Annotated in this window: 16 protein-coding genes and 2 pseudogenes; 3 read left to right on the top strand and 15 right to left on the bottom strand. The window is 71.3% G+C overall.

What is annotated here, in order from left to right:
* Positions 1-5: 5 nt before the first annotated feature.
* A pseudogene (locus AB0J12_RS05195) lies at positions 6-527 on the bottom strand (glycosyltransferase); the annotation flags it as partial.
* A gap of 201 nt (positions 528-728) precedes the next feature.
* Here AB0J12_RS05195 and purU point away from each other — a divergent pair.
* Together purU and AB0J12_RS05185 are read left to right on the top strand one after the other, a co-directional pair.
* The gene (gene purU, locus AB0J12_RS05190; RefSeq protein WP_363262834.1) at positions 729-1,601 is read left to right on the top strand and encodes a formyltetrahydrofolate deformylase; all 873 of its coding nucleotides are present in this window, start codon (positions 729-731) and stop codon (positions 1,599-1,601) included.
* Between the two features lie 99 nt (positions 1,602-1,700).
* Positions 1,701-2,498, top strand: coding sequence for an IclR family transcriptional regulator (locus AB0J12_RS05185; protein WP_363262833.1), 798 nt, complete (start codon positions 1,701-1,703; stop codon positions 2,496-2,498).
* A gap of 69 nt (positions 2,499-2,567) precedes the next feature.
* On the opposite strand, the gene AB0J12_RS05180 is transcribed toward AB0J12_RS05185, so the two are convergent.
* The 14 genes and pseudogenes from AB0J12_RS05180 to betA form a co-directional block, all read right to left on the bottom strand.
* A complete protein-coding gene (locus AB0J12_RS05180) occupies positions 2,568-3,818 on the bottom strand; it encodes a MalY/PatB family protein (protein ID WP_363262832.1) in 1,251 nt (416 codons plus the stop codon).
* A 74-nt stretch (positions 3,819-3,892) separates the two neighbouring features.
* Positions 3,893-4,760: pseudogene (gene folP / locus AB0J12_RS05175) on the bottom strand (dihydropteroate synthase).
* A gap of 130 nt (positions 4,761-4,890) precedes the next feature.
* A complete protein-coding gene (locus AB0J12_RS05170; protein WP_363262831.1) occupies positions 4,891-5,493 on the bottom strand; it encodes a sarcosine oxidase subunit gamma family protein in 603 nt (200 codons plus the stop codon).
* Complete coding sequence (locus AB0J12_RS05165) at positions 5,486-8,827, bottom strand: sarcosine oxidase subunit delta family protein (RefSeq protein WP_363262830.1); 3,342 nt, start codon at positions 8,825-8,827, stop codon at positions 5,486-5,488. Before AB0J12_RS05165 ends, AB0J12_RS05170 begins: the two co-directional genes overlap by 8 nt.
* Positions 8,828-8,837: 10 nt before the next feature.
* The gene (locus AB0J12_RS05160; protein ID WP_363262829.1) at positions 8,838-10,070 is read right to left on the bottom strand and encodes a sarcosine oxidase subunit beta family protein; all 1,233 of its coding nucleotides are present in this window, start codon (positions 10,068-10,070) and stop codon (positions 8,838-8,840) included.
* Positions 10,067-11,350, bottom strand: coding sequence for a serine hydroxymethyltransferase (glyA, locus tag AB0J12_RS05155; protein ID WP_363262828.1), 1,284 nt, complete (start codon positions 11,348-11,350; stop codon positions 10,067-10,069). Before glyA ends, AB0J12_RS05160 begins: the two co-directional genes overlap by 4 nt.
* The gene (locus tag AB0J12_RS05150; protein ID WP_363262827.1) at positions 11,347-12,207 is read right to left on the bottom strand and encodes a bifunctional methylenetetrahydrofolate dehydrogenase/methenyltetrahydrofolate cyclohydrolase; all 861 of its coding nucleotides are present in this window, start codon (positions 12,205-12,207) and stop codon (positions 11,347-11,349) included. The genes glyA and AB0J12_RS05150 overlap by 4 nt, the downstream gene beginning before the upstream one ends.
* 22 nt (positions 12,208-12,229) lie before the next feature.
* Positions 12,230-14,668 (bottom strand): FAD-dependent oxidoreductase, encoded by a 2,439-nt coding sequence (locus tag AB0J12_RS05145; RefSeq protein ID WP_363262826.1) that lies wholly within the window; start codon positions 14,666-14,668, stop codon positions 12,230-12,232.
* Positions 14,669-14,886: 218 nt separating this feature from the next.
* Positions 14,887-15,849: an ABC transporter substrate-binding protein gene (locus tag AB0J12_RS05140; protein ID WP_363262825.1), complete on the bottom strand. Its 963-nt coding sequence runs from the start codon at positions 15,847-15,849 to the stop codon at positions 14,887-14,889.
* Between the two features lie 13 nt (positions 15,850-15,862).
* On the bottom strand, positions 15,863-17,839 hold the full coding sequence (locus tag AB0J12_RS05135) for an ABC transporter permease subunit (RefSeq protein WP_363262824.1): 1,977 nt from the start codon (positions 17,837-17,839) through the stop codon (positions 15,863-15,865).
* Entirely contained in the window at positions 17,839-18,930 is a 1,092-nt protein-coding gene (locus AB0J12_RS05130; protein ID WP_363262823.1) for a glycine betaine/L-proline ABC transporter ATP-binding protein, read from the bottom strand. Before AB0J12_RS05130 ends, AB0J12_RS05135 begins: the two co-directional genes overlap by 1 nt.
* A gap of 20 nt (positions 18,931-18,950) precedes the next feature.
* On the bottom strand, positions 18,951-20,420 hold the full coding sequence (locus AB0J12_RS05125) for an aldehyde dehydrogenase family protein (RefSeq protein ID WP_363262822.1): 1,470 nt from the start codon (positions 20,418-20,420) through the stop codon (positions 18,951-18,953).
* Between the two features lie 147 nt (positions 20,421-20,567).
* Entirely contained in the window at positions 20,568-21,401 is an 834-nt protein-coding gene (locus AB0J12_RS05120; protein ID WP_363262821.1) for a 5,10-methylenetetrahydrofolate reductase, read from the bottom strand.
* A 5-nt stretch (positions 21,402-21,406) separates the two neighbouring features.
* Positions 21,407-23,077: a choline dehydrogenase gene (betA, locus tag AB0J12_RS05115; RefSeq protein ID WP_363262820.1), complete on the bottom strand. Its 1,671-nt coding sequence runs from the start codon at positions 23,075-23,077 to the stop codon at positions 21,407-21,409.
* Between the two features lie 155 nt (positions 23,078-23,232).
* Between betA and AB0J12_RS05110 the strand changes: the two genes are divergently transcribed.
* Entirely contained in the window at positions 23,233-24,030 is a 798-nt protein-coding gene (locus AB0J12_RS05110; protein ID WP_363262819.1) for an IclR family transcriptional regulator, read from the top strand.
* Positions 24,031-24,059 lie beyond the last annotated feature (29 nt).

The following is a 24,059-nucleotide window of genomic DNA, read 5'->3' as shown; positions in this document are numbered from 1 at the left end:
CGGGTTCAACCGCGCGGTCCGCGCTCCCGCAGGGCTTGCGTGTACACCTGTGCCGTCGCGGCCGCGGCCGTGTCCCAGCCGAAGGAGCGGGCGTGGCGGGCCGCGGCCGTGCCCATGCGGGCGGTCAGGGAGGGGTAGTCGGCGAAGCGGCTCAGTGCGCGGGCGTAGTCCGCCGGGTCGTGGCCCGGCACGAGGACGCCGCTCACGCCGTCGCGCACGGCCACCGGCAGGCCGCCGACGCGGGCGGCGATCACCGGGGTGCCGCAGGCCTGGGCTTCGAGGGCCACCAGGCCGAAGGACTCGCTGCGGGAGGGCATGACCAGGACGGACGCCGCCCGGTACCAGTCGGTGAGGCGGTCCTGGCCGACCGGTGGCCGGAACAGCACGACGTCGGAGATGCCGAGCGCGGCCGCCAGTTTGTGCAGTCCCTCCGGCCGGGCCAGGCCGCTGCCGCTCGGCCCGCCGACGACCGGTATGACGATCCGCTCGCGCAGCCGCGGCCGCTCCCGCAGCAGCCGGGCCACCGATCCCCGTGGCTGAGCAGTGTCAAGAGATGCGCGGGGCCGGGTTCAGAGCCGTGACACAGGCCGCCGATGGACCGTCAGCTGTTGCGCACTGCGCATGGCAGTGCACTCTGCGGGGCATACCCCTTGACCACCACCCGCCCCCACGGGACGATGTTGCGTATCACTCTCACTGTTGCGTATTACGCACCCACGGAGGATGCCATGTCTCCTCGCCCGCAGCCCGGCCGCGAGTTCGTCCTCACCCTCTCGTGCCCCGACCGGGCCGGCCTCGTCCACGCCGTCACCAGCTTTCTGGTGCGGCACTCCGGCAACATCCTGGAGAGCCGGCAGTTCGACGACCGTCTCCAGGACCGCTTCTTCATGCGGGTGCACTTCGACGTCTCACATCCGGGCGTCAGCCTCGACCAGCTGCGCACCGGCTTCGGCCCGGTCGCCGAGGCCTACCGGATCACCTGGCAGCTGCACGACGCCGCGACCCCGACCCGGACGCTGATCATGGTGTCGAAGTTCGGCCACTGCCTGAACGACCTGCTCTTCCGCCAGTCCACGGGCGCGCTCAACATCGAGATCCCGGCGATCGTCTCCAACCACCGCGACTTCGAGCCGCTGGCCCGCAACTACGGCATCCCCTTCCATCACATCCCGGTCACCAAGGACACCAAGGCACAGGCGGAGGCCAGACTGCTGGAGCTGGTCGGCGAACTCGGCATCGACCTGGTGGTACTCGCCCGCTACATGCAGATCCTCTCCGACGACCTGTGCAAGCAGCTCGACGGGCGGGCCATCAACATCCACCACTCGTTCCTGCCGAGCTTCAAGGGCGCACGGCCCTACGTCCAGGCCCATGAACGCGGCGTCAAGCTCGTGGGCGCCACGGCGCACTACGTCACCCCGGACCTCGACGAAGGCCCGATCATCGAGCAGGACGTGGTCCGCGTCGACCACTCCCACGCGCCGGACGACCTGGTCACCATGGGCCGCGACGTCGAGGCCCGGGTCCTCGCGCGCGCCGTGAAGTGGCACAGTGAGAGCCGTGTCCTGGTGCACGGCCGCTGCACGGTCGTCTTCGGCTGAAGCCGGCCGCCATGGACGGCCCCCGCGGACCCGGGGGTCGTCGTATTCTCCCTGTGCGAAGCCGGGTTCACGGGGCCCTGCCGTGCGTATAGTTGCGTCATGAGCAACTACATCGCAGAGGGCGAAACGGCGGCTCCCGCGGTGAACGGGGTGCAGTCCGTCGACCGTGCCGTCAGCGTCCTGGAGATCCTCGCCCAGCGCGGGGAGGCCGGCGTCAGCGAGGTGGCCGCCGAGATAGACGTCCACAAGTCGACGGCGTTCCGCCTGCTCGGCGCCCTGGAGGCGCGCGGCCTCGTGGAGCAGTCGGGCGAGCGCGGCAAGTACCGGCTCGGCTTCGGGATCGTCCGCCTGGCCGGCGCGGTCACGGGCCGCCTCGACATCACCCAGCAGGGCCGGGAGGTGTGCGAGCGGCTCAGCGAGGAGATCGGCGAGACCGTCAACATCGCCGTCCTGCAGGAGCACTACGCCGTCAACCTGTACCAGGTGCGCGGACCGGGCGCCGTCGGCACCCACAACTGGGTCGGGCAGCTCACCCCGGTGCACGCCACGTCCAGCGGCAAGATCCTCCTCGCCCATCTGCCGGCCGCGCGGCGCGACGAGGTACTCGAGACATCCGGGCTGCCGAAGCTCACTCCGCGCACGCTGACCGCCCGGACGAAGCTGGAGAAGGATCTCGCCGAGGCACGGGAGCGCGGGTACGCGGTGACGCTGGAGGAGCTGGAGATCGGGCTGCATGCCGTGGCGGCCCCGGTCCGCGCCCACCACGGCGAGGTCGTCGCCGCGCTCAGCGCCTCCGGACCCGCGTACCGCTTCACCGAGGAACGGATGCACGAACTGGCACCCCTGCTGGTCAAGGGCGCGCAGGAGATCAGCCACCGTATGGGATACGTCGGCTGAGCCCGGCCCTGTCTCTTGGCAGGGGTGGCCGGCGGCACGCCGTCGGTAGTCATCGCGTCCGGTGGCGCCTCAGGCCGTAGCGGTGACCGCCGTGAGCAGGCGCCGGATCGCCTCGTCGACCGTGGCGCGGGGGCAGCCGAGGTTCACCCGCATGTAGCCGTGGCCCTCGACGCCGAACTTCTGTCCCTTGTCCAGCCACAGCCGTGCCCGGGTGAGCATGAACGAGTCCAGGGACTCGGCGTCCATCCCCAGCCCCCGGCAGTCCATCCACGCCAGGTAGAGGGAGTCGGCCGGCAGGACCCGGATCTTCGAGGTGCCGTGGTTCACCGCCTGCGCGAAGCGGGCGTGGTTGCCGCGCAGATAGGTCAGCAGCTCCTCCAGCCATGGCTCGCCGTGCGCGTAGGCCGCCTCGGCGGCGACCATGCCGAGCACGTTGACCAGCGGGAACGCATTGCGTTCGTACTGCCGGGCCAGTTCCTCGCGCAGCCTCGCGTCGGGCACGAAGACGTTGGCGCTCTGCAGGCCCGGGAGGTTGAAGGTCTTGCTGGGGGCGGTGCACGTGATGCTGTTGCGCGCGAAGCGCGGGCCGAGCGAGGCGAAGGGGACGTGCTTCTTGTCCGGGTTGATGACGAGGTCCTGGTGGACCTCGTCGGAGACGACCAGGACTCCGTGGCGGGCACAGATCTCACCCATGGCCGTCAGCTCGTCCTCGGTCCAGACGTTCCCGGTGGGGTTGTGGGGGTGGCTCAGGACGAACAGTTTCGTGTCGGGCCGTATCGCGGCCTCGAAGGTCCGGGCGTCGAACCGGTAGCCGTCGTCGGTCCGCTCCAGCGGGGCGCACGCGAGGTGCCGGCCGTTGAGCCGTACGTCGTCGTGGAAGTGCGCGTACACCGGCGGCTGGATCAGGACCGAGTCGCCGGGCGCGGAGAACGCCTGCACGGCCGTCTTGAGCGTGGTGATGATGCCCGCCGTCTGCAGCACCCACTCCCGGGGCACCTCCCAGCCGAAACGCTTCGCCTGCCAGCCGGTCACGGCGTCGAGGTAGCTGTCGGTGGCACCGGCGGGGTACCCGAAGACACCGTGGTCCACGGCCTCGTGCAGCGCGTCGAGCACGGCCTGGGGAGCCCGGAAGTCCATGTCGGCGACCCACATCGGCAGCGGGTCCGCCGCGGCCTCGCCGGGGTCGAGGAACTGGTCGGCGCAGGCCCACTTCATCGAGTTGGAGGACCTGCGGTCCACGACGGTGTCGAAGACCGACCCCGTCGGGCCGTCGGCGGGATCCGGCCGGTTCGGGCCGCGGGCGCTCGGTTCCGTTGCCATGACTGGATGCTAGCGAGGACTCACGCCCGCCGACCGGCCGAGCAGGTCCGCGGGCCCGGGGGGCGGCGTGCTCGTCAGGGCCGACGCCTTGCCCGCGCCGGCAGTGCGGAGGGGCCGGTGGGCACCCCTCGCGGCGCGGGCCGGGCCTCGGCGCCCCAGCGGGCCGTCACCCGTACCGCGTCGAGCGTGGAGGCCACGTCATGCACGCGCAGGCACCACACGCCCTGTGCGGCGGCGAGCACGGAGACCGCGGCCGTCGCCGTGTCCCGCAAGGGCGCCGGGCGCGGCCGTCCCGTCACCGGATCGGCCAGCACCTGGCCCAGGAAGGACTTGCGGGACGCGCCCACGAGGACGGGCAGGCCCAGCGCCCGGATCTCGTCGAGACGGCCCAGCAGTTCCCAGTTGTGCTCGGCCGTCTTGGCGAAGCCCAGCCCGGGGTCGACGACCAGACGGTCCGGCCGGATCCCCGCCTCCAGCGCGGCGTCGATCCGCAGGCGCAGCTCGTCGGCCACGTCGGTCACGACGTCGTCGTACACGGCATTGCCCTGCATGCCGGCGGAGTGGCCGCGCCAGTGCATGACGACGTACGGCACCTGCGCCCGGGCCATCAGCTCAAGCAGCGCCGGGTCGGCGAGGCCGCCGGAGACGTCGTTGACCAGCCGCGCTCCTGCCTCCAGGGCGCGGGCGGCGACCTCGGCCCGCATGGTGTCGACGCTGACGGTCGCCCCGGCCGCGGCCAGCTCCCGCACGACCGGCAGGACGCGCCGCAGCTCCTGCTCCACCGTCGGGCGGGCCGCGCCGGGCCGGGTGGACTCCCCCGCCCACGTCCACGAGGTCGGCGCCCTGCTCCAGCAGGGTCAGCCCGTGCGCGACCGCCGCGTCAGAAGCGTGGCAGAGCCCGCCGTCGGAGAAAGAGTCCGGGGTGACGTTGACGACGCCCATCACCAGCGTCCGCCCGGGCCGCGGCAGCCCGGACGGGTACAGCTGCGGCATGCCCGGGCGGGACGCGGTGAGGGCAGGGGCCGTGGCGGTCACGGGGACCCCGCCGGGGGCGTCGTGGCCACCGTGCCCCTCACCGGTACTCCACGGCCGCGTCCAGCAGCCAGTCCGTCAGATAGCCGGCGAAGGAGGACCGCACCAGGACCCAGAAACCCGCCCTGGACTCGTCGCGGGCCACGAGGACGACCTGGGTGCGGGCCAGCGTCGTCTGGGCGCAGCGCCCGGGGCCGAAGGCCCGCGGGTGCAGGTCCAGCGAGCAGCCGTGGGCCAGCAGGTCGCGGGCGCGTGGCCCGCCGACCAGCAGGGTGGTGCGCTGGGCGGAGACGTCGGTGACGGACACGTGCTCGTCCCCGGCCGCCTCGCGGATCCGGCTCTCCAGGTCCCGCTGGGTGCCGGGCCGGCCCACCACGAGCCATTCGTCGGGGCCGAGCCACACCACGGTGACCTCCCCGGCGTGGACGACCGTGTTGGGTTCCAGAGGCAGTTGGAGGCCCAGGGCGAGCCCGACGGCGTCCGCGGCCTGGCCCTTGGCGTCGAGCCGCACGTTCACCTGCGCCAGCAGGGGCAGTTCGGCCAGGCGGATCGCTCCCCGGGAGGCACGGGTCGCGGCGGCCAGGCGGGCGGCGGCGTGCGCCAGGGGGCTGCGCTGCCGTGCGGTCAGGGCGGTGTCAGCCATCGCGGCGGGCTCCCTCGGGGTCGAAGAGGACGGGACTGGCGACGGTCACCGGGACCAGGCGGTCGCCGACGGGCGCGTAGAGGCGTTCGCCGATGCGTTCCCGGCCGCCCTTGATCAGGGCGAGCGCGAAGGCACGGCCGAGCGCCGCGCTGCGGTAGCTGGAGGTGACGTGCCCGAGCATCGGCACCGGCGGGGCGGGCAGTTCGCTGTCGGCGACCAGGTGGGTGCCCTCGGGCAGGAAGTCGGCCGGGTCCTCGGGCAGCAGGCCGACGAGGTGCTTGCGGTCGGGACGGACGGTGTCGGCGCGGGCGTAGGAGCGCTTGCCGATGAAGTCGGGCTTCTTCTTCGACACCGCCCAGTTCATGCCGAGGTCCTGCGGGGTGACCGTGCCGTCGGTGTCCTGGCCGATGATCGGGTAGCCCTTCTCGGCGCGCAGGACGTGCATGGTCTCCGTGCCGTACGGGGTGATGCCGTACGGGGCGCCGGCCTCGTACAGCGCCTCCCACAGGGCGAGGGCCTCCCAGGGCGAGACGTTGATCTCGTAGGCGAGTTCGCCGGAGAAGGAGATGCGGCAGACCCGCGCCCCGATGCCCGCCACGGTCGTCTCCCGCCACGCCATGAACGGGAAGTCGTCGTTGGAGACGGCCAGTTCGGGCGCGAGGGAGCCGAGGACCTCGCGGGACTTCGGACCGACCAGGGCGACGGTGGCCCACTGCTCGGTGACGGAGGTGCAGTGCACCTTCAGGTCGGGCCACTCCGTCTGCAGCCACTCCTCCATCCAGTCCAGTACGGCGGCTGCGTTGCCGGTCGTGGTGGTGACCAGGAAGCGGTTCTTCTCGAGCCGGATGACCGTGCCGTCGTCGAAGACCATGCCGTCCGGACGGCACATCACGCCGTAGCGGATCATGCCGACCTTCAGGGTGCTCATCATGTTGGTGTAGAGCCGGTCGAGGAGGACCGCCGCGTCCGGCCCCTGTACGTCGATCTTGCCGAGGGTGGAGGCGTCCATGAAGGCGACGCCCTCGCGGGCGGCGCGGCACTCGCGCAGTACCGCGCTCTCCATGTCCTCGCCGGGCCGCGGGTAGTACCAGGGCCGCTTCCACTGGCCGACGTTCTCGAACAGCGCGCCGTGCTCGGCATGCCAGGCGTGCAGGGCGGTGGTGCGGACCGGGTCGCTCAGCGCGCCGCGGTCGCGGCCGGCGAGGGCGGCGAAGGACACCGGTGTGTACGGCGGGCGGAAGGTCGGCAGGCCCAGCGCCGAGATGTCCACGCCGAGGAGTTCGGCGACGACCCCGCTCGCCAGCACGCCGGCCGTGCGGCCCTGGTCGCCGCCGGTGCCGGCGGTGGTGTAACGCTTGGTGTGCTCCACCGAGCGCAGTCCCGCCCCGGTGGCCCGGGCCAGGTCGTCGACGGTGACGTCGCGCTGGAGGTCGACGAACCGGGGCGCGCCGGTGGGGGTGGGGATCGTGAAGACCGGCAGGGGCGGGGTGTACGGCTGGACGGCCACGGCCGGCAGGGCGGGTGTGGCGGCGGTGTAACCCTCCGCCTCGATGGCGCGGGCGCCGGCCGCCGCGCCCTCGGTGAGGGACGTGGCGAGGTCGAAGGCGCCGTTGGCGCTGCCCGCGGCCTCGACCGCCTGACGGGCGCTGTCGGGAACGAACGTGCCGAGCGTGTCGTCGTGGCGGAGCTTGCCGCCGGACTGGCTGAACAGGTGCGCGACCGGGTTCCAGCCGCCGGAGACCAGCAGCAGGTCGACGGCGAACTCCCGCTGTCCGGCGCTGTGTCCGTACGGGGCGACGGTCACGGCGGTGAGCCGGGCGGCGCCCTCCGTGCCGGTCACCGCGTGCCCGGCGAGCACCTCGATCCCCGCGGCCCCGGCCCGCCGCGCCCACTCCCCCGGCTCGGGCCGGGGGTCGACGATCGCCGCGATGTGCACGCCGGCTGCTGCGAGGTCGAGTGCGGCGGCGTAGGCGCTGTCGTTGGTGGTGAACACCACCGCGTGGCGGCCGGGGACGACCCCGTAGCGGTGCAGGTACGTCCGGGCCGAAGCCGCCAGCATCACACCGGGGCGGTCGTTGTCGCCGAACGCCAGCGAGCGTTCGTGGGCGCCGGTCGCGAGGACCACGCGCCGGGCGCGGATGCGCCAGACCCGCTCGCGGGAGACGTTCCCGGGGGCGTCGGCGCCGAGGTGGCTGGTGCGGCGCTCGACGGCGAGCAGGTGGTTGTCGTCGTAGTAGCCGAAGACGGTGGTACGGCGCAGGACGCGCACCTCGGGCGCGAGGTCGAGCCGGGCGTGGGTCTCGGCGACCCAGTCGAGGTGCTCGCCGGTGCCGAGCAGGCTGCCGCCCGGCTCGGGCTGGTCGTCGGCGAGGATGACGCGGGCGCCGCTGTCCGCTGCCGCCGCCGCGGCCGCGAGACCGGCCGGGCCGGCGCCGACGACCAGCAGGTCGCAGTGGGCGTGCACGGCGTCGTAGCGGGCGGGGTCGGGGTCGGTGGCGAGGCGGCCCTGGCCCGGCAGGCTGCTCGCGACCAGGCCGTCGTACAGCTCGACGGCGGGGGCGGGGAGCATGGGCTCCGGGAAGGGGGCCTCGATCTGGACGACCGCGTTCGGTTCCTCGACGCCGGCGGAGAAGATGCCGCGGGGGCGGCCGAGTCTGATGCTGGTGCCGGCCTGGATGACGCCGTTGGCGAGGAGGGCGGAGGCGAGGGTGTCGCCTCGGTAGCCGCGGTACTCCTTGCCGTCGAAGGTGAAGGTGAGGGGGATGTCTCGGTCTATGCGGCCGCCGGTGGGGGTGCGGAACGGCTGGGTTGCGCCCCCGCCGCCCCTACGCGTCCCCTCCTGAAGGGGCTCGGCCCCTTCGACCCCGCTGGGGGCTGCGCCCCCAGGCCCCCCTTCGGCCTGAACGGCCTCGTCCTCAGTCGCCGGACGGGCTGATGGTGCCGGACCGGGCTGAGAAGCGACCGCGCTCGGCTGAGAGGTGACGGGACCCGGCTGAGACGTGGCCGGGCGCGGCTGGGAGACGACCGGAGTCGGCTGAGACGTTGCCGGGCGCGGCTGGAGCGTCTCCGGGCGCGGCTCGCCCGTCTTGTACACCGCCAGGATCTCGTTCGTCGCCGTGTTCCGTACCGCGTTGAACCACTTGCGGCAGCCCGCCGCGTGGCTCCAGCGTTCGGCGAAGGGTCCCTTGGGGTTGTCGCGGAAGAACAGGTAGCGGGCCCACTCCTCGTCGGTGAGGGCGGCCGGGTCCTCGGGGTAAGGCACGTGGGCCTGGCCGCCGTAGTGGAACTCGGCCTCGTCGCGGGGCCCGCACCACGGGCAGGAGATCAGCAGCATGGGTCGGCTCCTAGTGGGCCACCGCGGCCGCGCCGTGCTCGTCGACGAGCGCGCCGGTGGTGAAACGGTCGAGCGAGAACGGGGCGTTCAGGGCGTGGGGCGTGTCGTGGGCGATGGTGTGGGCGTAGACCCAGCCGACACCCGGGGTCGCCTTGAAACCGCCGGTGCCCCAGCCGCAGTTGAGGTAGAGGTTGCCGACCGGGGAGAGTCCGACGATGGGCGAGGCGTCGGGGCTGACGTCGACGATGCCGCCCCAGGTGCGCAGCACGTGGGCGCGGGCGAACACCGGGAAGAGCTCCAGGGCGGCCGCCATCTGCTCCTCGATGATGTGGAACGCGCCGCGCTGGGTGTAGGAGTTGTACGCGTCGATGCCGGCGCCCATCACCAGCTCGCCCTTGTGCGCCTGGCTGACGTACACGTGGACGGCGTTGGACATGACGACCGTCGGATGCACCGGCTCCAGGAGTTCGGAGACGAGTGCCTGCAACGGGTGGCTCTGGAGGGGCAGTTCGACGCCGGCCATGGCGGCGAGGACCGAGGTGTGGCCGGCCGAGCACAGGGCGACCTTGCCGGCCGCGATGGGACCGCGGGTGGTCTGTACGCCGACGACCCGGCCGCCGATCACGTCGAGGCCGGTGACCTCGCAGTTCTGGATGATGTCGATGCCGGCGGCGTCCGCGGAGCGGGCGAAGCCCCAGGCCACGTAGTCGTGCTTGGCGATGCCGGCGCGCGGCTGGTAGGTGCCGCCGAGGACCGGGTAGCGCACGTCGGGCGAGGTGTTGACGATCGGGCAGACTTCCTTGACCCCGTCCGCGTCCAGCCATTCGGCGTCGACGCCGTTGAGGCGGTTGGCCTCGACGCGGCGGACGCTGTCGCGGACGTCCTGGAGGCTGTGGGCGAGGTTCAGCACACCGCGCTGGGAGAAGAGGATCGGGTAGTCCAGCTCCTCCTCCAGCCCCTCCCACAGTTTCAGGGCGTGCTCGTAGATCCCGGCGCTCTCGTCCCACAGGTAGTTGGAGCGGATGATCGTGGTGTTGCGGGCCATGTTGCCGCCCGCCAGCCACCCCTTCTCCAGCACGGCGACGTTGGTGATGCCGTGGTTCTTCGCCAGATAGTGGGCGGTGGCCAGGCCGTGTCCGCCGCCGCCCACGACGATCACGTCGTAGGACGGTTTGGGGTCGGGGTTGCGCCACAGGAAGTCGGGGTGGTCGGGGAGGTCGGCGCCTGGGGTGCGGGGGCTCATCGGGCGTCTCCGTCGTGCGAGAGGTGCGGGTAGAGCGGGTGCTTGGCCGCGAGGGCCTCCGTGCGGGCGCGCAGGGCGGTGATGTCCGGCGCGGGCTGGAGGGCGAGTGCGATGACGTCGGCGACCTCGGCGAAGTCGGCCTCGGTGAAGCCGCGGGTGGCCAGGGCCGGGGTGCCGATGCGCAGGCCGGAGGTGACCATGGGCGGGCGCGGGTCGAAGGGGACGGCGTTGCGGTTGACGGTGATGCCGATTTGGTGGAGGAGGTCCTCGGCCTGCTTGCCGTCCAGGGGCGAGTCGCGCAGGTCGACCAGGACGAGGTGGACGTCGGTGCCGCCCGTCAGCACCTTCACGCCGGCCGCGGCCGCGTCGGGGCGGCCGAGGCGTTCGGCGAGGAGGTGGGCGCCGGCCAGGGTGCGGGCCTGGCGTTCGGCGAACGCGGGGGTGGCCGCGACCTTGAAGGCGACCGCCTTGGCGGCGATGACGTGCTCGAGCGGGCCGCCCTGCATGCCCGGGAACACCGCCGAGTTGATCTTCTTCGCGAGGTCGGCGTCGTTGGTGAGGATCACGCCGCCGCGGGGGCCGCCGAGTGTCTTGTGCGTGGTGGTGGTGACGACATGCGCGTGCGGGACGGGGCTCGGGTGCAGTCCGGCGGCGACCAGGCCCGCGAAGTGAGCCATGTCGACCATGAGGAGGGCGCCGACCTCGTCGGCGATCCGGCGGAAGGCGGCGAAGTCCAGCTGCCTGGGGTACGCCGACCAGCCCGCGATGATCATCTTGGGGCGATGTTCCTTGGCGAGCCGCTCCACCTCGTCCATGTCGACGAGGTGGTCCCCCTCGCAGACGTGGTAGGGCACGACGTTGAGCATCTTGCCGCTGTAGTTGAGGCGCATGCCGTGGGTGAGGTGGCCGCCGTGCGCGAGGTCCAGGCCGAGGACGGTGTCGCCGGGCTGGAGCAGGGCGAAGAAGACGGCCGTGTTGGCCTGCGCGCCCGAGTGCGGCTGGACGTTGGCGAAGGACGCCCCGAAGAGGGACTTGACGCGTTCGATGGCGAGCCGCTCGGTGACGTCGACGTGTTCGCAGCCGCCGTAGTAGCGGCGGCCGGGGTAGCCCTCGGCGTACTTGTTGGTCGCGACCGAGCCCTGGGCCTCCATCACCGCGGTGGGTGCGAAGTTCTCGGAGGCGATCATCTCCAGGGTGGACTGCTGGCGGTGCAGCTCGGCGCGGAGGGCTTCGTGGACCTCGGGGTCCAGCTCCGCCAGGGGCGTGTTCAGCGCGTTCATACGGTGTTCGCGTTCCTCTCGGCGGCCTCGACGACATTGGCGAGCAGCATCGCGCGGGTCATGGGTCCCACTCCCCCGGGCATGGGGGCGAGCCATCCGGCGACCTCGGCGGCGTCCGGGTGGATGTCGCCGACGAGCCCCTGCTCGGTGCGGGTGATGCCGACGTCCAGGACGGCGGCGCCGGGGCGCAGCATGTCCTGGGTGATCAGTCCGGGTGAGCCGGCCGCCGCGACGACGATGTCCGCCACGCGGGTGTGCCGGGCCAGGTCCTTGGTTCCGGTGTGGCACAGGGTGACGGTGGCGTTCTCGGACCGGCGGGTCAGCAGCAGTCCGATGAGGCGGCCGACGGTGATGCCCCGGCCGATGACGCACACCCGCGCGCCGGCGAGCGGGACGTCGTACCGGCGCAGGAGTTCGACGATGCCGCGCGGGGTGCAGGGCAGCGGGGCGTCGGTGCCGAGGACGAGCCGGCCGAGGTTGACGGGGTGCAGTCCGTCGGCGTCCTTGGCCGGGTCCATGCGGGCGAGGACGGCGTTCGCGTCCAGGTGGCGCGGGAGGGGCAGCTGGACGATGTAGCCGGTGCAGGCGGGGTCGGCGTTGAGTTCGTCGATGACGTCCTCGACCTGCTGCCGGCCGGCGTCGGCGGGCAGTTCGCGGCGCAGGGAGGCGATGCCGACCTGGGCGCAGTCGCGGTGCTTGCCGCCGACGTAGGCGTGGCTGCCGGGGTCGTCGCCGACGAGGACGGTACCGAGTCCTGGCGGGCGCCCTTGGATGGCTGTCAACTTGGCTACTCTGTCAGCAAGTGCGCGGCGGATGCCGGCCGCGGTCGCCTTGCCGTCGAGGAGTTGTGCGGTCACCGGCGGTGCTCCTTCCGGAGGGTCAGCCACGCAGACGGGACATGGTCGGGTCGAACAGCGGCTCCTCGGCGACGACCGCCTCGATCCGCTGGTCGAAGTAGCCGATGTGCACGGTGGTGCCGGGGGTGGCGAGTTCGGCCGGGAGCCAGGCGTAGGCGATGCCGTTGCCGATGGTGTAGCCGTAGGCGGCGCTGGTGACGTAGCCGACGGGCCTCTCGCCGGCGTACACCGGCTCCTTGCCGAGGACGACGGCCTGCGGGTCGTCGATGGTGAGGCAGGTGAGCCTGCGCCGCACGTCGGCCTTGCGCAGTTCCAGCGCCGCCTTGCCGATGAAGTCACCCTTGTCGGGCTTGACGGCGAAGCCGACGCCGGCCTCGTAGGGGTCGTGCTCGTAGGTCATGTCGGTGCCGAAGGAGCGGTAACCCTTCTCCAGGCGGAGGCTGTTGAAGGCGCCGCGGCCGGCGATGACGCCGCCGAGCGGTTCGGCCGCCGCCCACAGGGTGTCCCACAGCTTCAGCCCCTGGTCGGCGGTGGTGTACAGCTCCCAGCCGAGTTCGCCGACGTAACTCAGTCGCATGGCCGTCACGGGCACCGAGCCGATGTAGGCGTGCTTGGCGCGGAAGTACTTCAGGCCCTCGTTGGAGAAGTCCTCGTCGGTGAGGGGCTGCAGGACTGTGCGGGCGAGCGGTCCCCATAGGCCGATGCAGCAGGTGCCGGCGGTGATGTCGCGGACCTGGACGGTGCCGGCGGCGGGCAGGTGCCGGGTGAACCAGTCGAGGTCGAGGTTGCCGTTGGCGCCGACCTGGAAGCGGTCGCGGGCGAGGCGGGCGACGGTGACGTCACTGCGGATGCCGCCGTCGTGGTCGAGGAGCAGCGTGTACGTCACCGAGCCGACCGACTTGTCGATCTTGCCGGTGCACAGGCGTTCCAGGAAGGCCGCGGCACCCGGACCAGTGACCTCCAGGCGCTTGAGGGCGGTCATGTCGTACAGGGCGACGGTCTCGCGGGTGGCCTGGGCTTCGGCGCCGACGATCGGGGACCAGTAGCGTGCCGCCCAGTCGTTGGGGGTGGGGATCTTGCGCCCCTCGACCAGCGGTGCGTTGGCGTCGTACCACTGGGGGCGCTCCCAGCCGTTGGCCTCCAGGAAGAACGCGCCGTGGTCCTGCTGGCGGGCGTAGAAAGGGCTGGTGCGGATCGGGCGCGGGTCGCCGGACGGCTGGAGCGGGTGGAGGATGTCGTAGACCTCCTCGAAGTTCCGGCAGTCGCGGGCCAGCACGTACTCCGGGGAGAGCTGGTGCGGTTCAAAGCGGTTGACGTCGCACTCGTGCAGGTCGAAGGAGGAGCAGTAGCCGTCGACCAGCCATTCGGCGACGGCCCGGCCGACGCCAGCGGAGTGAGTGACCCACACGGCCTCGGCGACCCAGAAGCCCTTGACCTGAGGGGACTCGCCGAGCAGCGGGTAGCCGTCGGTGGTGAAGGAGAACAGGCCGTTGATGCCCTCCTCGACCTTCGCCTCCTGGGTCGCCGGGAGCAGGGACTGCGTCTCGGCCCAGGCCGGCTCGAAGTCCTCCTCGGTGAACTTCAGCACCGAGGGCATCTCCTCGGCCTCGTCCACGGAGAGGATGTCGTCGGCGGAGACGGGCATGGGGCGGTGGCCGTAGTAGCCGATGCCGAGGCCGTCGTAGCGGTCGCGGTAGTACAGGTCGGCGTCCTGGTGGCGCAGGATCGGGCGGATCGCCTCCTCGGTCTGGCCGGCAAGGGCGGGGACCGGGCCGGTCCAGGCGAGCTGGTGGGCGAGCGGGGTCAGCGGCAGGTTCATGCCGACCATGCGGGCGATCCTCGGGCCCCAGATGCCGGCGCAGCACACGACGATGTCGGCGTCGAGTTCGCCGTGGTCGGTGACGACGCCGGTGACGCGGCCCTCGCTCTGCTTGATGTCCAGGACCTCGTGGCGGGCGAGGAAGCGCACGCCGCGCTCGGTGGCCCGGCGGATCTGCGCCTCGACGGCGAGGACGGCCTTGGCCAGGCCGTCGGTGGGGATCAGCAGACCGCCGAGGATCCTGTCGCGGTCGAGGAGGGGGTGCTGCTCCACGCACTCGTCGGGGGTGAGCAGGCGCCCCTCGACGCCCCAGGAGGTGATCCAGCCGTGCCGGCGCCGCAGCTCGGCGAGGCGCTCGGGGCTGGTCGCCACTTCCAGGCCGCCGACCTGGAGGAAGCAGGGCTTGCCGTCCACGTCCAGGGAGCGGAACTTCTCGACGGTGTAGCGGGCCAGCTCCGTCATGGTCTTCGAGGCGTTCGTCTGGAAGACCAGGCCCGGGGCGTGCGAGGAGGAACCCCCGGTGGCCGGCAGGGGGCCCTGGTCGACCACGGTCACTTCGGTCCAGCCGCGCGCGGAGATCTCATCCGCGAGGGCCGCTCCCACGACACCCGCTCCGATGATGACCACTCGGGGTCCCGCCATCGCCCAACCTCCGAACTCGAAACCGTCCAGTTGCCTTCTACGCAACTCGCTTCAGGTTGCGCAACTCAATCTGCCTGTCCCCATGATGGGTGTCAAGGGGTGCGTGACGTCGGAAAACAGCCCGGAGAACAGGCCGGACGCGGCGATGCCCGGCGGGCGGCACGCAGGTGTGCGCGCCGCCCGCCGGGCATCATCAACAGCTCTGCCGTACGGCCTCGTTACTTCAGCCAGGCCTCCACCGTGCCGCGGTTCGCCTCCACCCACTTCTTGGCCGCCGCGTCGTCGGACATCTTGTCCACGGCGATGTACTTGGCGACGGTGTTCTGGTCCTCGTTGGTCCAGTGGAAGTTCTTCACCAGCTTGTACGCCGGGCTGCCCGACTTGGCGAACTGGGCACTGACGATCTTGTCCAGGCCGTAGACGGGGTAGTCACAGGCGATCTTGGCCGCGTCGGCGTCACAGCCGGTCCTGTACGCCGGCAGATCGACCTTGACCAGCGGCACCTCGGTCATGAACCACTGCGGCTCGTAGAAGTAGCCGATCAGCCACTGCTTGTTCTTCTCGGCGTTGCGGAACGCCTGGATGAGCGCGGTCTCGCTGCCCGCGTACACCACCTTGAAGTCCAGCTTCAGATTCGTCACCAGCGCCGCGTCGTTGGTGACGTAGGAGGGGTCGCCGTCGAGGAGCTGGCCCTTGCCGCCGGACTCGGAGGTCTTGAAGCTGGCGGCGTACTTGTTCAGGTTCCGCCAGTCCTTGATGTCCGGGTGGGCCTTGGCCAGCCACGGCGGCACCCACCAGCCGATGACACCCTTGTTGCCGGTCTGCCCGGCCAGGACGGCGGTCTTCTGACCGGTGACGTACTTCTTCTTCAGGTCGTCGTGACCCCAGTTCTCCAGGACCGCGTCGACCTCGCCGGTGCCGAAGCCCTGCCAGGCGATCTCCTCCTTCAGGTCCTTCTTGGTGACCTTGCAGCCGAGATCGTGCTGCGCCACGTACGCGACGACCGCCGCGTCCGCCTGGTAACCCACCCACGGGTTGACGGCCAGGTTGAAGGTGCCGCAGGTGCCGTCCGCGTTCTTCGCGGCGGAGGTGTCCTCGCCGACCTTCGCTCCCACGCACCCCGTGAGCGTCAGGCCGAGAACGGTCAGGCCGGCCGCGCCGGTTCTCCAGTGTCGTGCCATGGTGTGGTGCTCCTTATGCCCGGGTGCGTCGCGCCGCAGCCTGAGTGATCCGGTCGAACATGACTCCCAGCAGGACGATGGCGAGCCCGGCCGCCAGGCCCTTGCCGTACAGCTGTCCCTGCGAGAACCCGGCCACGACGTCGTAGCCGAGGGCGCCGGCCCCCACCAGACCGCCCACCACCACCATCGACAGCACGTAGATCAGGCCCTGGTTGGTGGCGAGCGTCAGGGCGCTGCGGGCCATGGGCAGCTGGACCTTGGTGATGATCTGCCAGGTGTTGCAGCCGACCGAGGTGGCCGCCTCCACGGTGGACTCGGGCACGGTCCGCACCCCGTCCGCGATGATCTTGATCGCCACGGGTGCCGCGTAGACGACGGCCGCGACGATCGCGGTGAACCGGGTCGCCCCGAACAGGGCGAGGAACGGCACCAGATAGACGAACGGCGGCATGACCTGGGCGGCGTCCAGCGTGGGCCGCACCAGCCGGTCCACCAGGGCACTGCGCCCCATCCACACGCCGAAGACCGCGCCGAGCAGCATGACCAGCACCGTGGCCACCGCCGTGGAGGCCAGCGTGGTCATGCCGTCCGACCACAGTCCCGTCGCGACGAGCAGCCCGACGCACACGGCCGCCGTGGCCGCCGCGCGCCGGCCGCCGAGCACCGCGCCGAGCGCGACCAGGGTGAGGCCGACGAGCCACCACGGGGAGTCGGTGAGCAGCGTCTGGAACGGGTTGAGCAGCACCGTGGTGATGACGTCCCGCAGCGCGTTGGTCAGCCCCGACAGGTGGTCCTGCAGCCAGGTGGTCGCGGTGTCCGCCGCGCTCGCGATGTGCGTGCCGACGGTGCCGTCACCGGGGAACTCGGCGGCGTAGACGTAGGTGTGGGAGACGTAGAGCAGGAACGCGGTGCCGATGCCGCCCGCCGCGAGCAGCGGCCGGCGCCACCGGGCCAGTCGTCCGCTCGTGCGCCGGGCCGTCTCGGCGCGGCCGGCGGCCGCCGTGGTGACGCGGTCGAGCACGATGGCCATGACGACGATGGCGAGACCGGCGTTGAAGGCGGTGCCCACGTCGAGCGACTGCAGGGCCTGGACGACGGTCTTGCCGAGGCCCGGCGCGTCGATCAGGGCGGCGATGGTCACCATGGCGAGGGCGGCCATGATGGTCTGGTTGACGCCCATGACGACCGTGCGCTTCGACATCGGCAGCAGCACCTTCCGCAGTTGCTGTCCGCGGGTGGTGCCGAGCGAGTCGGCCGCCTCCACGGTGGTCTCCGGCACGGAGCGGATGGCGTGCGCGGTGATGCGGATGGCGGGCGGGGCGGCGTAGATCACCGTGGTGATCACGGCGGAGGCGCCGCCGATGAGGAACACCAGGGTCAGCGGGGCCAGGTAGACGAAGGTCGGCATCGTCTGCATGAAGTCCAGGAACGGCGTCATGACCTTGTTGAACCGGTCGGAAAGACCCGCCCAGACGCCGAGCGGGATGCCGATGAGCAGTGCCACGAGGACCGCCGCCAGGGTCAGCGCCAGCGTGTCCATGCTCTCCTGCCACAGGCCCTGCAGCCCGAAGAAGGTGAAGCCGGCCACGGCCAGCAGGGCGACCCGCCAGTTGCCGACGGCCCAGGAGAGGTAACCGGCGAGGCCGACCACGCCGAGCCAGCCGACCTGCGGGACCGGGCGGCCGGCGGTGGGCTGGGAGATCAGGGACTGGACGAAGGTGACCAGGTTGTCGATGCCCAGCCGGATCTCGTTGAAGAAGTACAGGAAAAGCGGGTTGGAGTTGCGGTTGGCTCCGATGGTGTCGTTGACGTCGTTCAGCCAGCGGTGCAGTCCCGTGAGGTCGGCCGCGGCCAGGGTGAGGGTCTGCCGGCCGCGCAGCACGGCGAAGAGCACCAGCCAGGCCAGGAAGATAGCCCCCACCACCATGGGGCGGCTGATCTTCTCCCGCAGGGTCGTGACCGGTGCGGTCGTGTCGGCGACGGCGGCCATCAGGCACCGCCCTGCTGCCCGGCGACGACGGCGAGGATCTCCTCGTCGCCGACGATGCCGAGCAGCTTGCCGTTCTCGACGACCTTGACCGGCTTCTCCGCCGCCAGCACCGCCCTGGTGGCCTCGCGCACCACGACGTCCGGGCCCAGCTCGGGGCCGTCGAGGGCGTCGTCGGGCTGCGGCGGGCGCATGATCCAGCGCAGGGTGAGGACATCGCCGCGCGGCACGTCCTGCACGAAGTCGCGTACGTAGTCGTCGGCGGGGGCGCCGACCAGTTCGTCGCCGGTGCCGCACTGGACCATCTTGCCGTCGCGCATGATCAGGATGCGATCGCCCAGCTTGAGGGCCTCGGAGAGGTCGTGGGTGATGAACACCATCGTCTTGCCGACCTCGTGGTGCAGCCGGATGACCTCGTTCTGCATGTCCCGGCGGATCAGCGGGTCGAGCGCGGAGAACGGCTCGTCGAAGAAGAGGACTTCGGGGTCGCCGGCCAGGGCGCGGGCGAGGCCGACGCGCTGCTGCATGCCGCCGGAGAGCTGGTCGGGGTAGGAGTTCTCGTATCCGGCGAGGCCGACGAGTTCGACGACCTCCATGGCCTTTCTCATGCGCTCCGAGCGGCCCATGCCGCGGATCTCCAGGCCGAACGCCACGTTCTCCACGACCTTGCGGTGCGGCAGCAGGCCGAAGTGCTGGAAGACCATGGAGAACTTGCTGCGCCGCAGTTCGCGCAGGCGCTTGGCGTCGGCGTCGCGGATGTCCTCGCCCTCGAAGACCACCTCGCCTGAGGTGGGTTCGATCAGCCGGGTCAGACAGCGCACCAGGGTCGACTTGCCGGAGCCGGACAGGCCCATGACGACGAAGACCTCACCGGGCGAGACGTCGAAGCTGACGTCGCGCACGGCGGCGGTGCATCCGGTGCGGTCCATGAGTTCGCGGCGGGTCAGCCCGCACAGCTCCTCGGACTGCGGCACCTGGTCGGCCTTGGGCCCGAACACCTTCCACAGCCGGCGCACGGAGATGACCGGGGTGCGGTCCTCGGGGTTCTGGGACGTGCCGCGCCGCTGCGGCACCTCGGTCTGTGCTGTGGTCACGTTCGACCTCTTTTCGGCGTTCAGCCGCTGAACCAGTGCTGCGGCCGGGGTTGGATGTTCTGCCAGACGTGCTTGGGCTCTCGGTACTCGGCGAGGCCGGTCGGCCCCAGTTCACGGCCTACGCCGGAGTAGCCGAAGCCACCCCATTCGGCTTGCGGTACATAGGGGTGGTAGTCGTTGATCCACACGGTGCCGTGGCGCAGCCGGCGCGCGACCCGCTGGGCCTTGCCGGCGTCCTGCGTCCAGACGGCACCGGCGAGTCCGTACTCGGTGTCGTTGGCGATGCGGACGGCGTCGTCCTCGTCGTGGAAGCGCTCGACGGTGAGGACGGGCCCGAAGGACTCCTCGTGCACCACGCGCATGTCCTGGCGGCATTCGTCGAGGACCGTGGGCAGGTAGTAGAAGCCGTGGGCGAGTGCGGGGTCGTCGGGGCGGGCCCCGCCGCAGCGCAGTACGGCGCCCTCGGCGAGGCCGGCGGCGACGTACGCCTCGACCTTCTCCCGGTGCTGTGCGGAGATCAGCGCGCCGGTCTCCGCCTCCGGGTCGAAGGGCCCGCCGAGCCGGATCCGGCGGGCGCGGCGGACGACCTCGTCGACGAAGGCGTCGTGGATCGAGTCCTCGACGACGAGCCGGGCGCCGGCCGAGCAGACCTGCCCGGAGTGCAGGAAGACCGCGGTGAGCGCGAAGTCCACGGCCGCCTCGAAGTCGGCGTCGGCGAAAACGACGTTGGGGTTCTTGCCGCCGAGTTCGAGGGCGACCTTCTTCACCGTCGCCGCGGCGGTGGCCATGATGTGCCGGCCGGTGTCCAGGCCGCCGGTGAAGGACACCATGTCGACGTCCCGGTGCTCGGCCAGCGGGGCGCCCGCCTCGGCGCCGGCGCCCAGGATCAAGTTGCCCGCACCGGCCGGCAGCCCCGCCTCTTCGAGCGCCTTCATCAGCAGGACGGAGGTGGAGGGGGTGAGCTCGCTGGGCTTGAGCACGATCGTGTTGCCGGCGAGGAGGGCAGGGGCGACCTTCCAGGAGGCCTGAAGCAGCGGGTAGTTCCAGGGGGTGATCAGTGCGCAGACGCCGACCGGTTCGTAGGTGACCCGGCTGACGGCGTCGACGCGGCCGGTGTCGACCACCCGGCCGGCGTCGCTGCCGGCGATGCCGCCGTAGTAGCGGAAGCAGGAGACGACGTCGGCGATGTCGTACTCGCTCTCCACGAGCCGCTTGCCGGTGTCGAGGGACTCGGCGCGGGCGAACTCCTTCGCGTCGCGCTCCAGGATGTCGGCGGTGCGCAGGAGCAGGGCGCCGCGCTCGCGTTCGGGGGTGTGGGGCCAGGGGCCGGCGTCGAAGGCCCGCCGTGCCGCGGCGATCGCCGCCTCGCTGTCGGGGCGTGTCGCCTCGGAGACCGTGGCGACGAGTGTGCCGTCCGCGGGGCAGTGGATCTCCCGGCTGCCACCGGCCACGGGGGCGCGCCATTCGCCGTCCACATACAGATCTGCCATGCGCCGACCCTTCAGGATTTCGTTGCGCATTGTGCATCGCATTGCTTGTGGTGGAACACCTTGTCCGACGGGGCGACCACCGTCAAGGGGTCTGGGGATCCCGTTTCCCACAGCGTCGAGCGGCCGTGCGCGCACGGCGACTCCGGCTCAGCCGAGGCGGTCGAGCAGCGCGCGGCGCCACCGTTCGGTCTCGGCGATCTGGTTGAAGGTGAACAGGTGCAGGCCCGCCACGCCGGCCGACGGCGCGGTGAGCGCGTCGGCGCCGCGCCGAAGGAGCTTCTCCGGCGCATAGCCCCCGGGCGTGGCGAAGCGCACGAACCACGAGGCGTGCCGGGTGAGGAAGCGCGTCGACTCCCCCACGCCGATCTTCGTCGCCATGGCCAGCAGCTTCGCCCGTTGCACGGGCCCGGCGACACCGACGTACACGGGCAGCGTGACCCCCCGGTGCCGTATCCGGGCGATCCAGTGCCCGAGCACACGCGGGTCGAAGCAGAGGTTGCTGACGATGTACGTGGCGTGGGCGCGCTTGTCCCACATCGCCTGGACGGTGATGTCGTCGCGCAGCAGCGGATGGCTCTCCGGATAGCCGGTGATGCCCCGGTGCGCGAAGGGGCCGCCCAGCTCGTCAAGACGGCGCAGCACCGGCAGCGCTCCCTCGTACGGCCCGGCCGGCGGGTCGGCGTCGCCCGCCGGCACGAAGACGTCGTCGACGCCCACCGCGCGCAGCCGCTCGGCCACGTCCTTGAGGTGCGCGTCGTCCCTCAGCAGCCGTGCGGGAACGTGCGGGGCGACCCGATATCCGTGCGCCGCGAGCCGCTCGGTGAGGGCGAGTGTCGGCTCCAGACCCTTGACCGGCGACGCCGTCACCGTGACCACGACGTCACTCGGGACATGGGCGAGGACCTTCTCCTCGGTCGTGCGGGCGGGCAGCACCTCGTAGCGGACGCGGCCGAGCAGCGAGCGCAGTGCGTCGGCGGGCACGGGGGCTACCCGACCTGCTGCTGGGCGTCGCGGTGCCGGTAGTACGCGGCCTTGGACGGCTCCAGCGGCTGCTTGCCGAGGATGAGGTCGGCCGCCTTCTCGGCGACCATCATCACGGGTGCGTAGATGTTGCCGTTGGTGACGTACGGCATCACCGAAGCGTCCACCACGCGCAGCCCCTCCATGCCGTGCACCTTCATGCTGAGCGGGTCGACGACCGACAGGTCGTCGGTGCCCATCTTGCAGGTGCACGACGGGTGCAGGGCGGTCTCGCCCTCCTTGGCGACCCAGTCGAGGATCTCCTCGTCGGTCTCGACGGAGGGTCCGGGCGAGATCTCGCCGCCGTTGTAGGGGGAGAGCGCGGGCTGACCGAGGATCTCGCGGGTGACCCGGATGGCCTCGACCCATTCCCGGCGGTCCTGCTCGGTGGAGAGGTAGTTGAAGCGCAGCGCCGGGTGCACCCGCGGGTCCCGGCTCTTGATCTTCACCGAGCCGATGGCGTCGGAGTACATGGGACCCACGTGCACCTGGTAGCCGTGGCCGCCGGCCGGCGAGGAGCCGTCGTAGCGGACCGCGACGGGCAGGAAGTGGAACATCAGGTTGGGATACTCCACGTCCTCGTTGCTGCGCGCGAACCCGCCGGCCTCGAAGTGGTTGGTGGCGGCCGGGCCCTTGCGCATCAGCCACTGCAGCCCGATAAAGGGGGCGCGCCACTTCGCCATGTACGGCTGCATGGAGACGGGCTGCTTGCAGGCGTACTGGACGTAGACCTCCAGGTGGTCCTGGAGGTTCTCGCCGACGCCCGGCAGGTCGTGGACGACGTCGATGCCGAGGGCGGAGAGCTCGGTGGCATTGCCGACGCCCGACAGCTGGAGCAGCTGCGGGGAGTTGATCGCGCCGCCGCACAGGATGACCTCGCCGGCCCTGACCTGCTGCGGGGCGCCGCGCCCGCGCCGGTACTCGACGCCGACCGCGCGCTTGCCCTCGAACAGGACGCGGGTGACGAAGGCACGGGTGGTCACCGTGAGGTTCGGCCGCTTCATCACGGGCTTGAGGTAGGCCTTGGAGGCCGAAAGGCGGCGCCCGCGGTGGACGTTGCGGTCGAACTTGGCGAAGCCCTCCTGCCGGTAGCCGTTGACGTCGTCGGTGGGGGCGTAGCCCGCTTCCTGGGTGGCCTTGAGGAAGGCGCCGAACAGCGGGTTCGTGGCCGGTCCGCGTTCGAGGACGAGGGGCCCGTCGTGGCCGCGGAACTCGTCGTCCGGGTCGGCCGCGAGACAGTTCTCCATCCGCTTGAAGTACGGCAGACAGTGGGCGTAGTCCCAGGTCTCCATGCCGGGGTCGGCGGCCCAGCGCTCGTAGTCCATGGGGTTGCCGCGCTGGAAGATCATGCCGTTGATGCTGCTGGATCCGCCGAGTACCTTGCCGCGGGCGTGGTAGATGCGCCGGCCGCCCATGTGGGGCTCGGGCTCGGACTCGTACTTCCAGTCGTAGAAGCGGCTGCCGATCGGGTAGGTCAGCGCCGCGGGCATCTGGATGAAGACGTCCCAGGGATAGTCGGAGCGGCCCGCCTCCAGGACGAGCACCCGGTTGCCGGGGTCCGCCGAGAGCCGGTTCGCCAGTGCGCTGCCGGCCGATCCACCGCCGACGATGACGAAGTCGTAGTGCAGGACAGCCATGGGGCCTCGTCTCACTCGGTCGCGCCGTCGATACGCGACGGATGCTAGTACGGGTAGCGCTATACGCACTAGGTTGCGGACGGCGCAACTTGCAAAATTCTCGTTCACGTTGTGTTACTTGCAACGGCGTTGTTTACCGCGCGTATAGTTCCGCTATGAGCAACTACAGTCCGGATACCGAAACGAACGGCCCGCCGTCGGGCGGCGTGCAGTCCGTCGACCGTGCCATCAGCGTGCTCGAGATCCTCGCCCAGCGTGGCGAGGCGGGCGTCAGCGAGGTGGCCGGCGAGCTGGACGTGCACAAGTCCACCGCGTTCCGCCTGCTGGGCGCCCTGGAGTCGCGGGGCCTGGTGGAGCAGGCCGGCGAGCGCGGCAAGTACCGGCTCGGCTTCGGCATCGTGCGCCTGGCCGGCGCCGTCACGGGGCGTATCGACATCACCCAGCAGGGCCGGCCGGTGTGCGAGCGTCTCGCGGAGGAGATCGGCGAGACGGTCAACATCGCCGTGATGCAGGAGCACTACGCGATCAACCTGTACCAGGTGCGCGGCACGGCCGCCGTGACCGCCCACAACTGGGTCGGCCAGCTCACCCCGCTGCACGCCACCTCCAGCGGCAAGATCATGCTGGCGCATCTGCCCGCCAAGCAGCGCGCCACGCTGCTGACGGAGTCGGGCCTGAAGAAGGTGACCCCGCACACGATCTCCTCCAAGGCGAAGCTGGAGAAGGACCTCGCCGAGGCCCGGGAGCGCGGGTACGCCTGGACCCGGGAGGAGCTGGAGATCGGGTTGCACGCGATGGCCGCGCCGATCCGGGACCGCGAGGGCCAGGTGATCGCGTCGATCAGTGCCTCCGGCCCCGCCTACCGGTTCACCGAGGAGCGCATGCACGAGCTGGCTCCGGTACTGGTGAAGGGGGCGGACGAGATCAGCCACCGCATGGGGTACCTGGGCTGAGCGCCCGGACCTGTTCCGCGCCGAACGCC

It is taken from the genome of Streptomyces sp. NPDC049915 (genome assembly GCF_040656475.1).
GTDB lineage: Bacteria > Actinomycetota > Actinomycetes > Streptomycetales > Streptomycetaceae > Streptomyces.
This window is presented reverse-complemented; position numbering and strand designations above follow the sequence as displayed.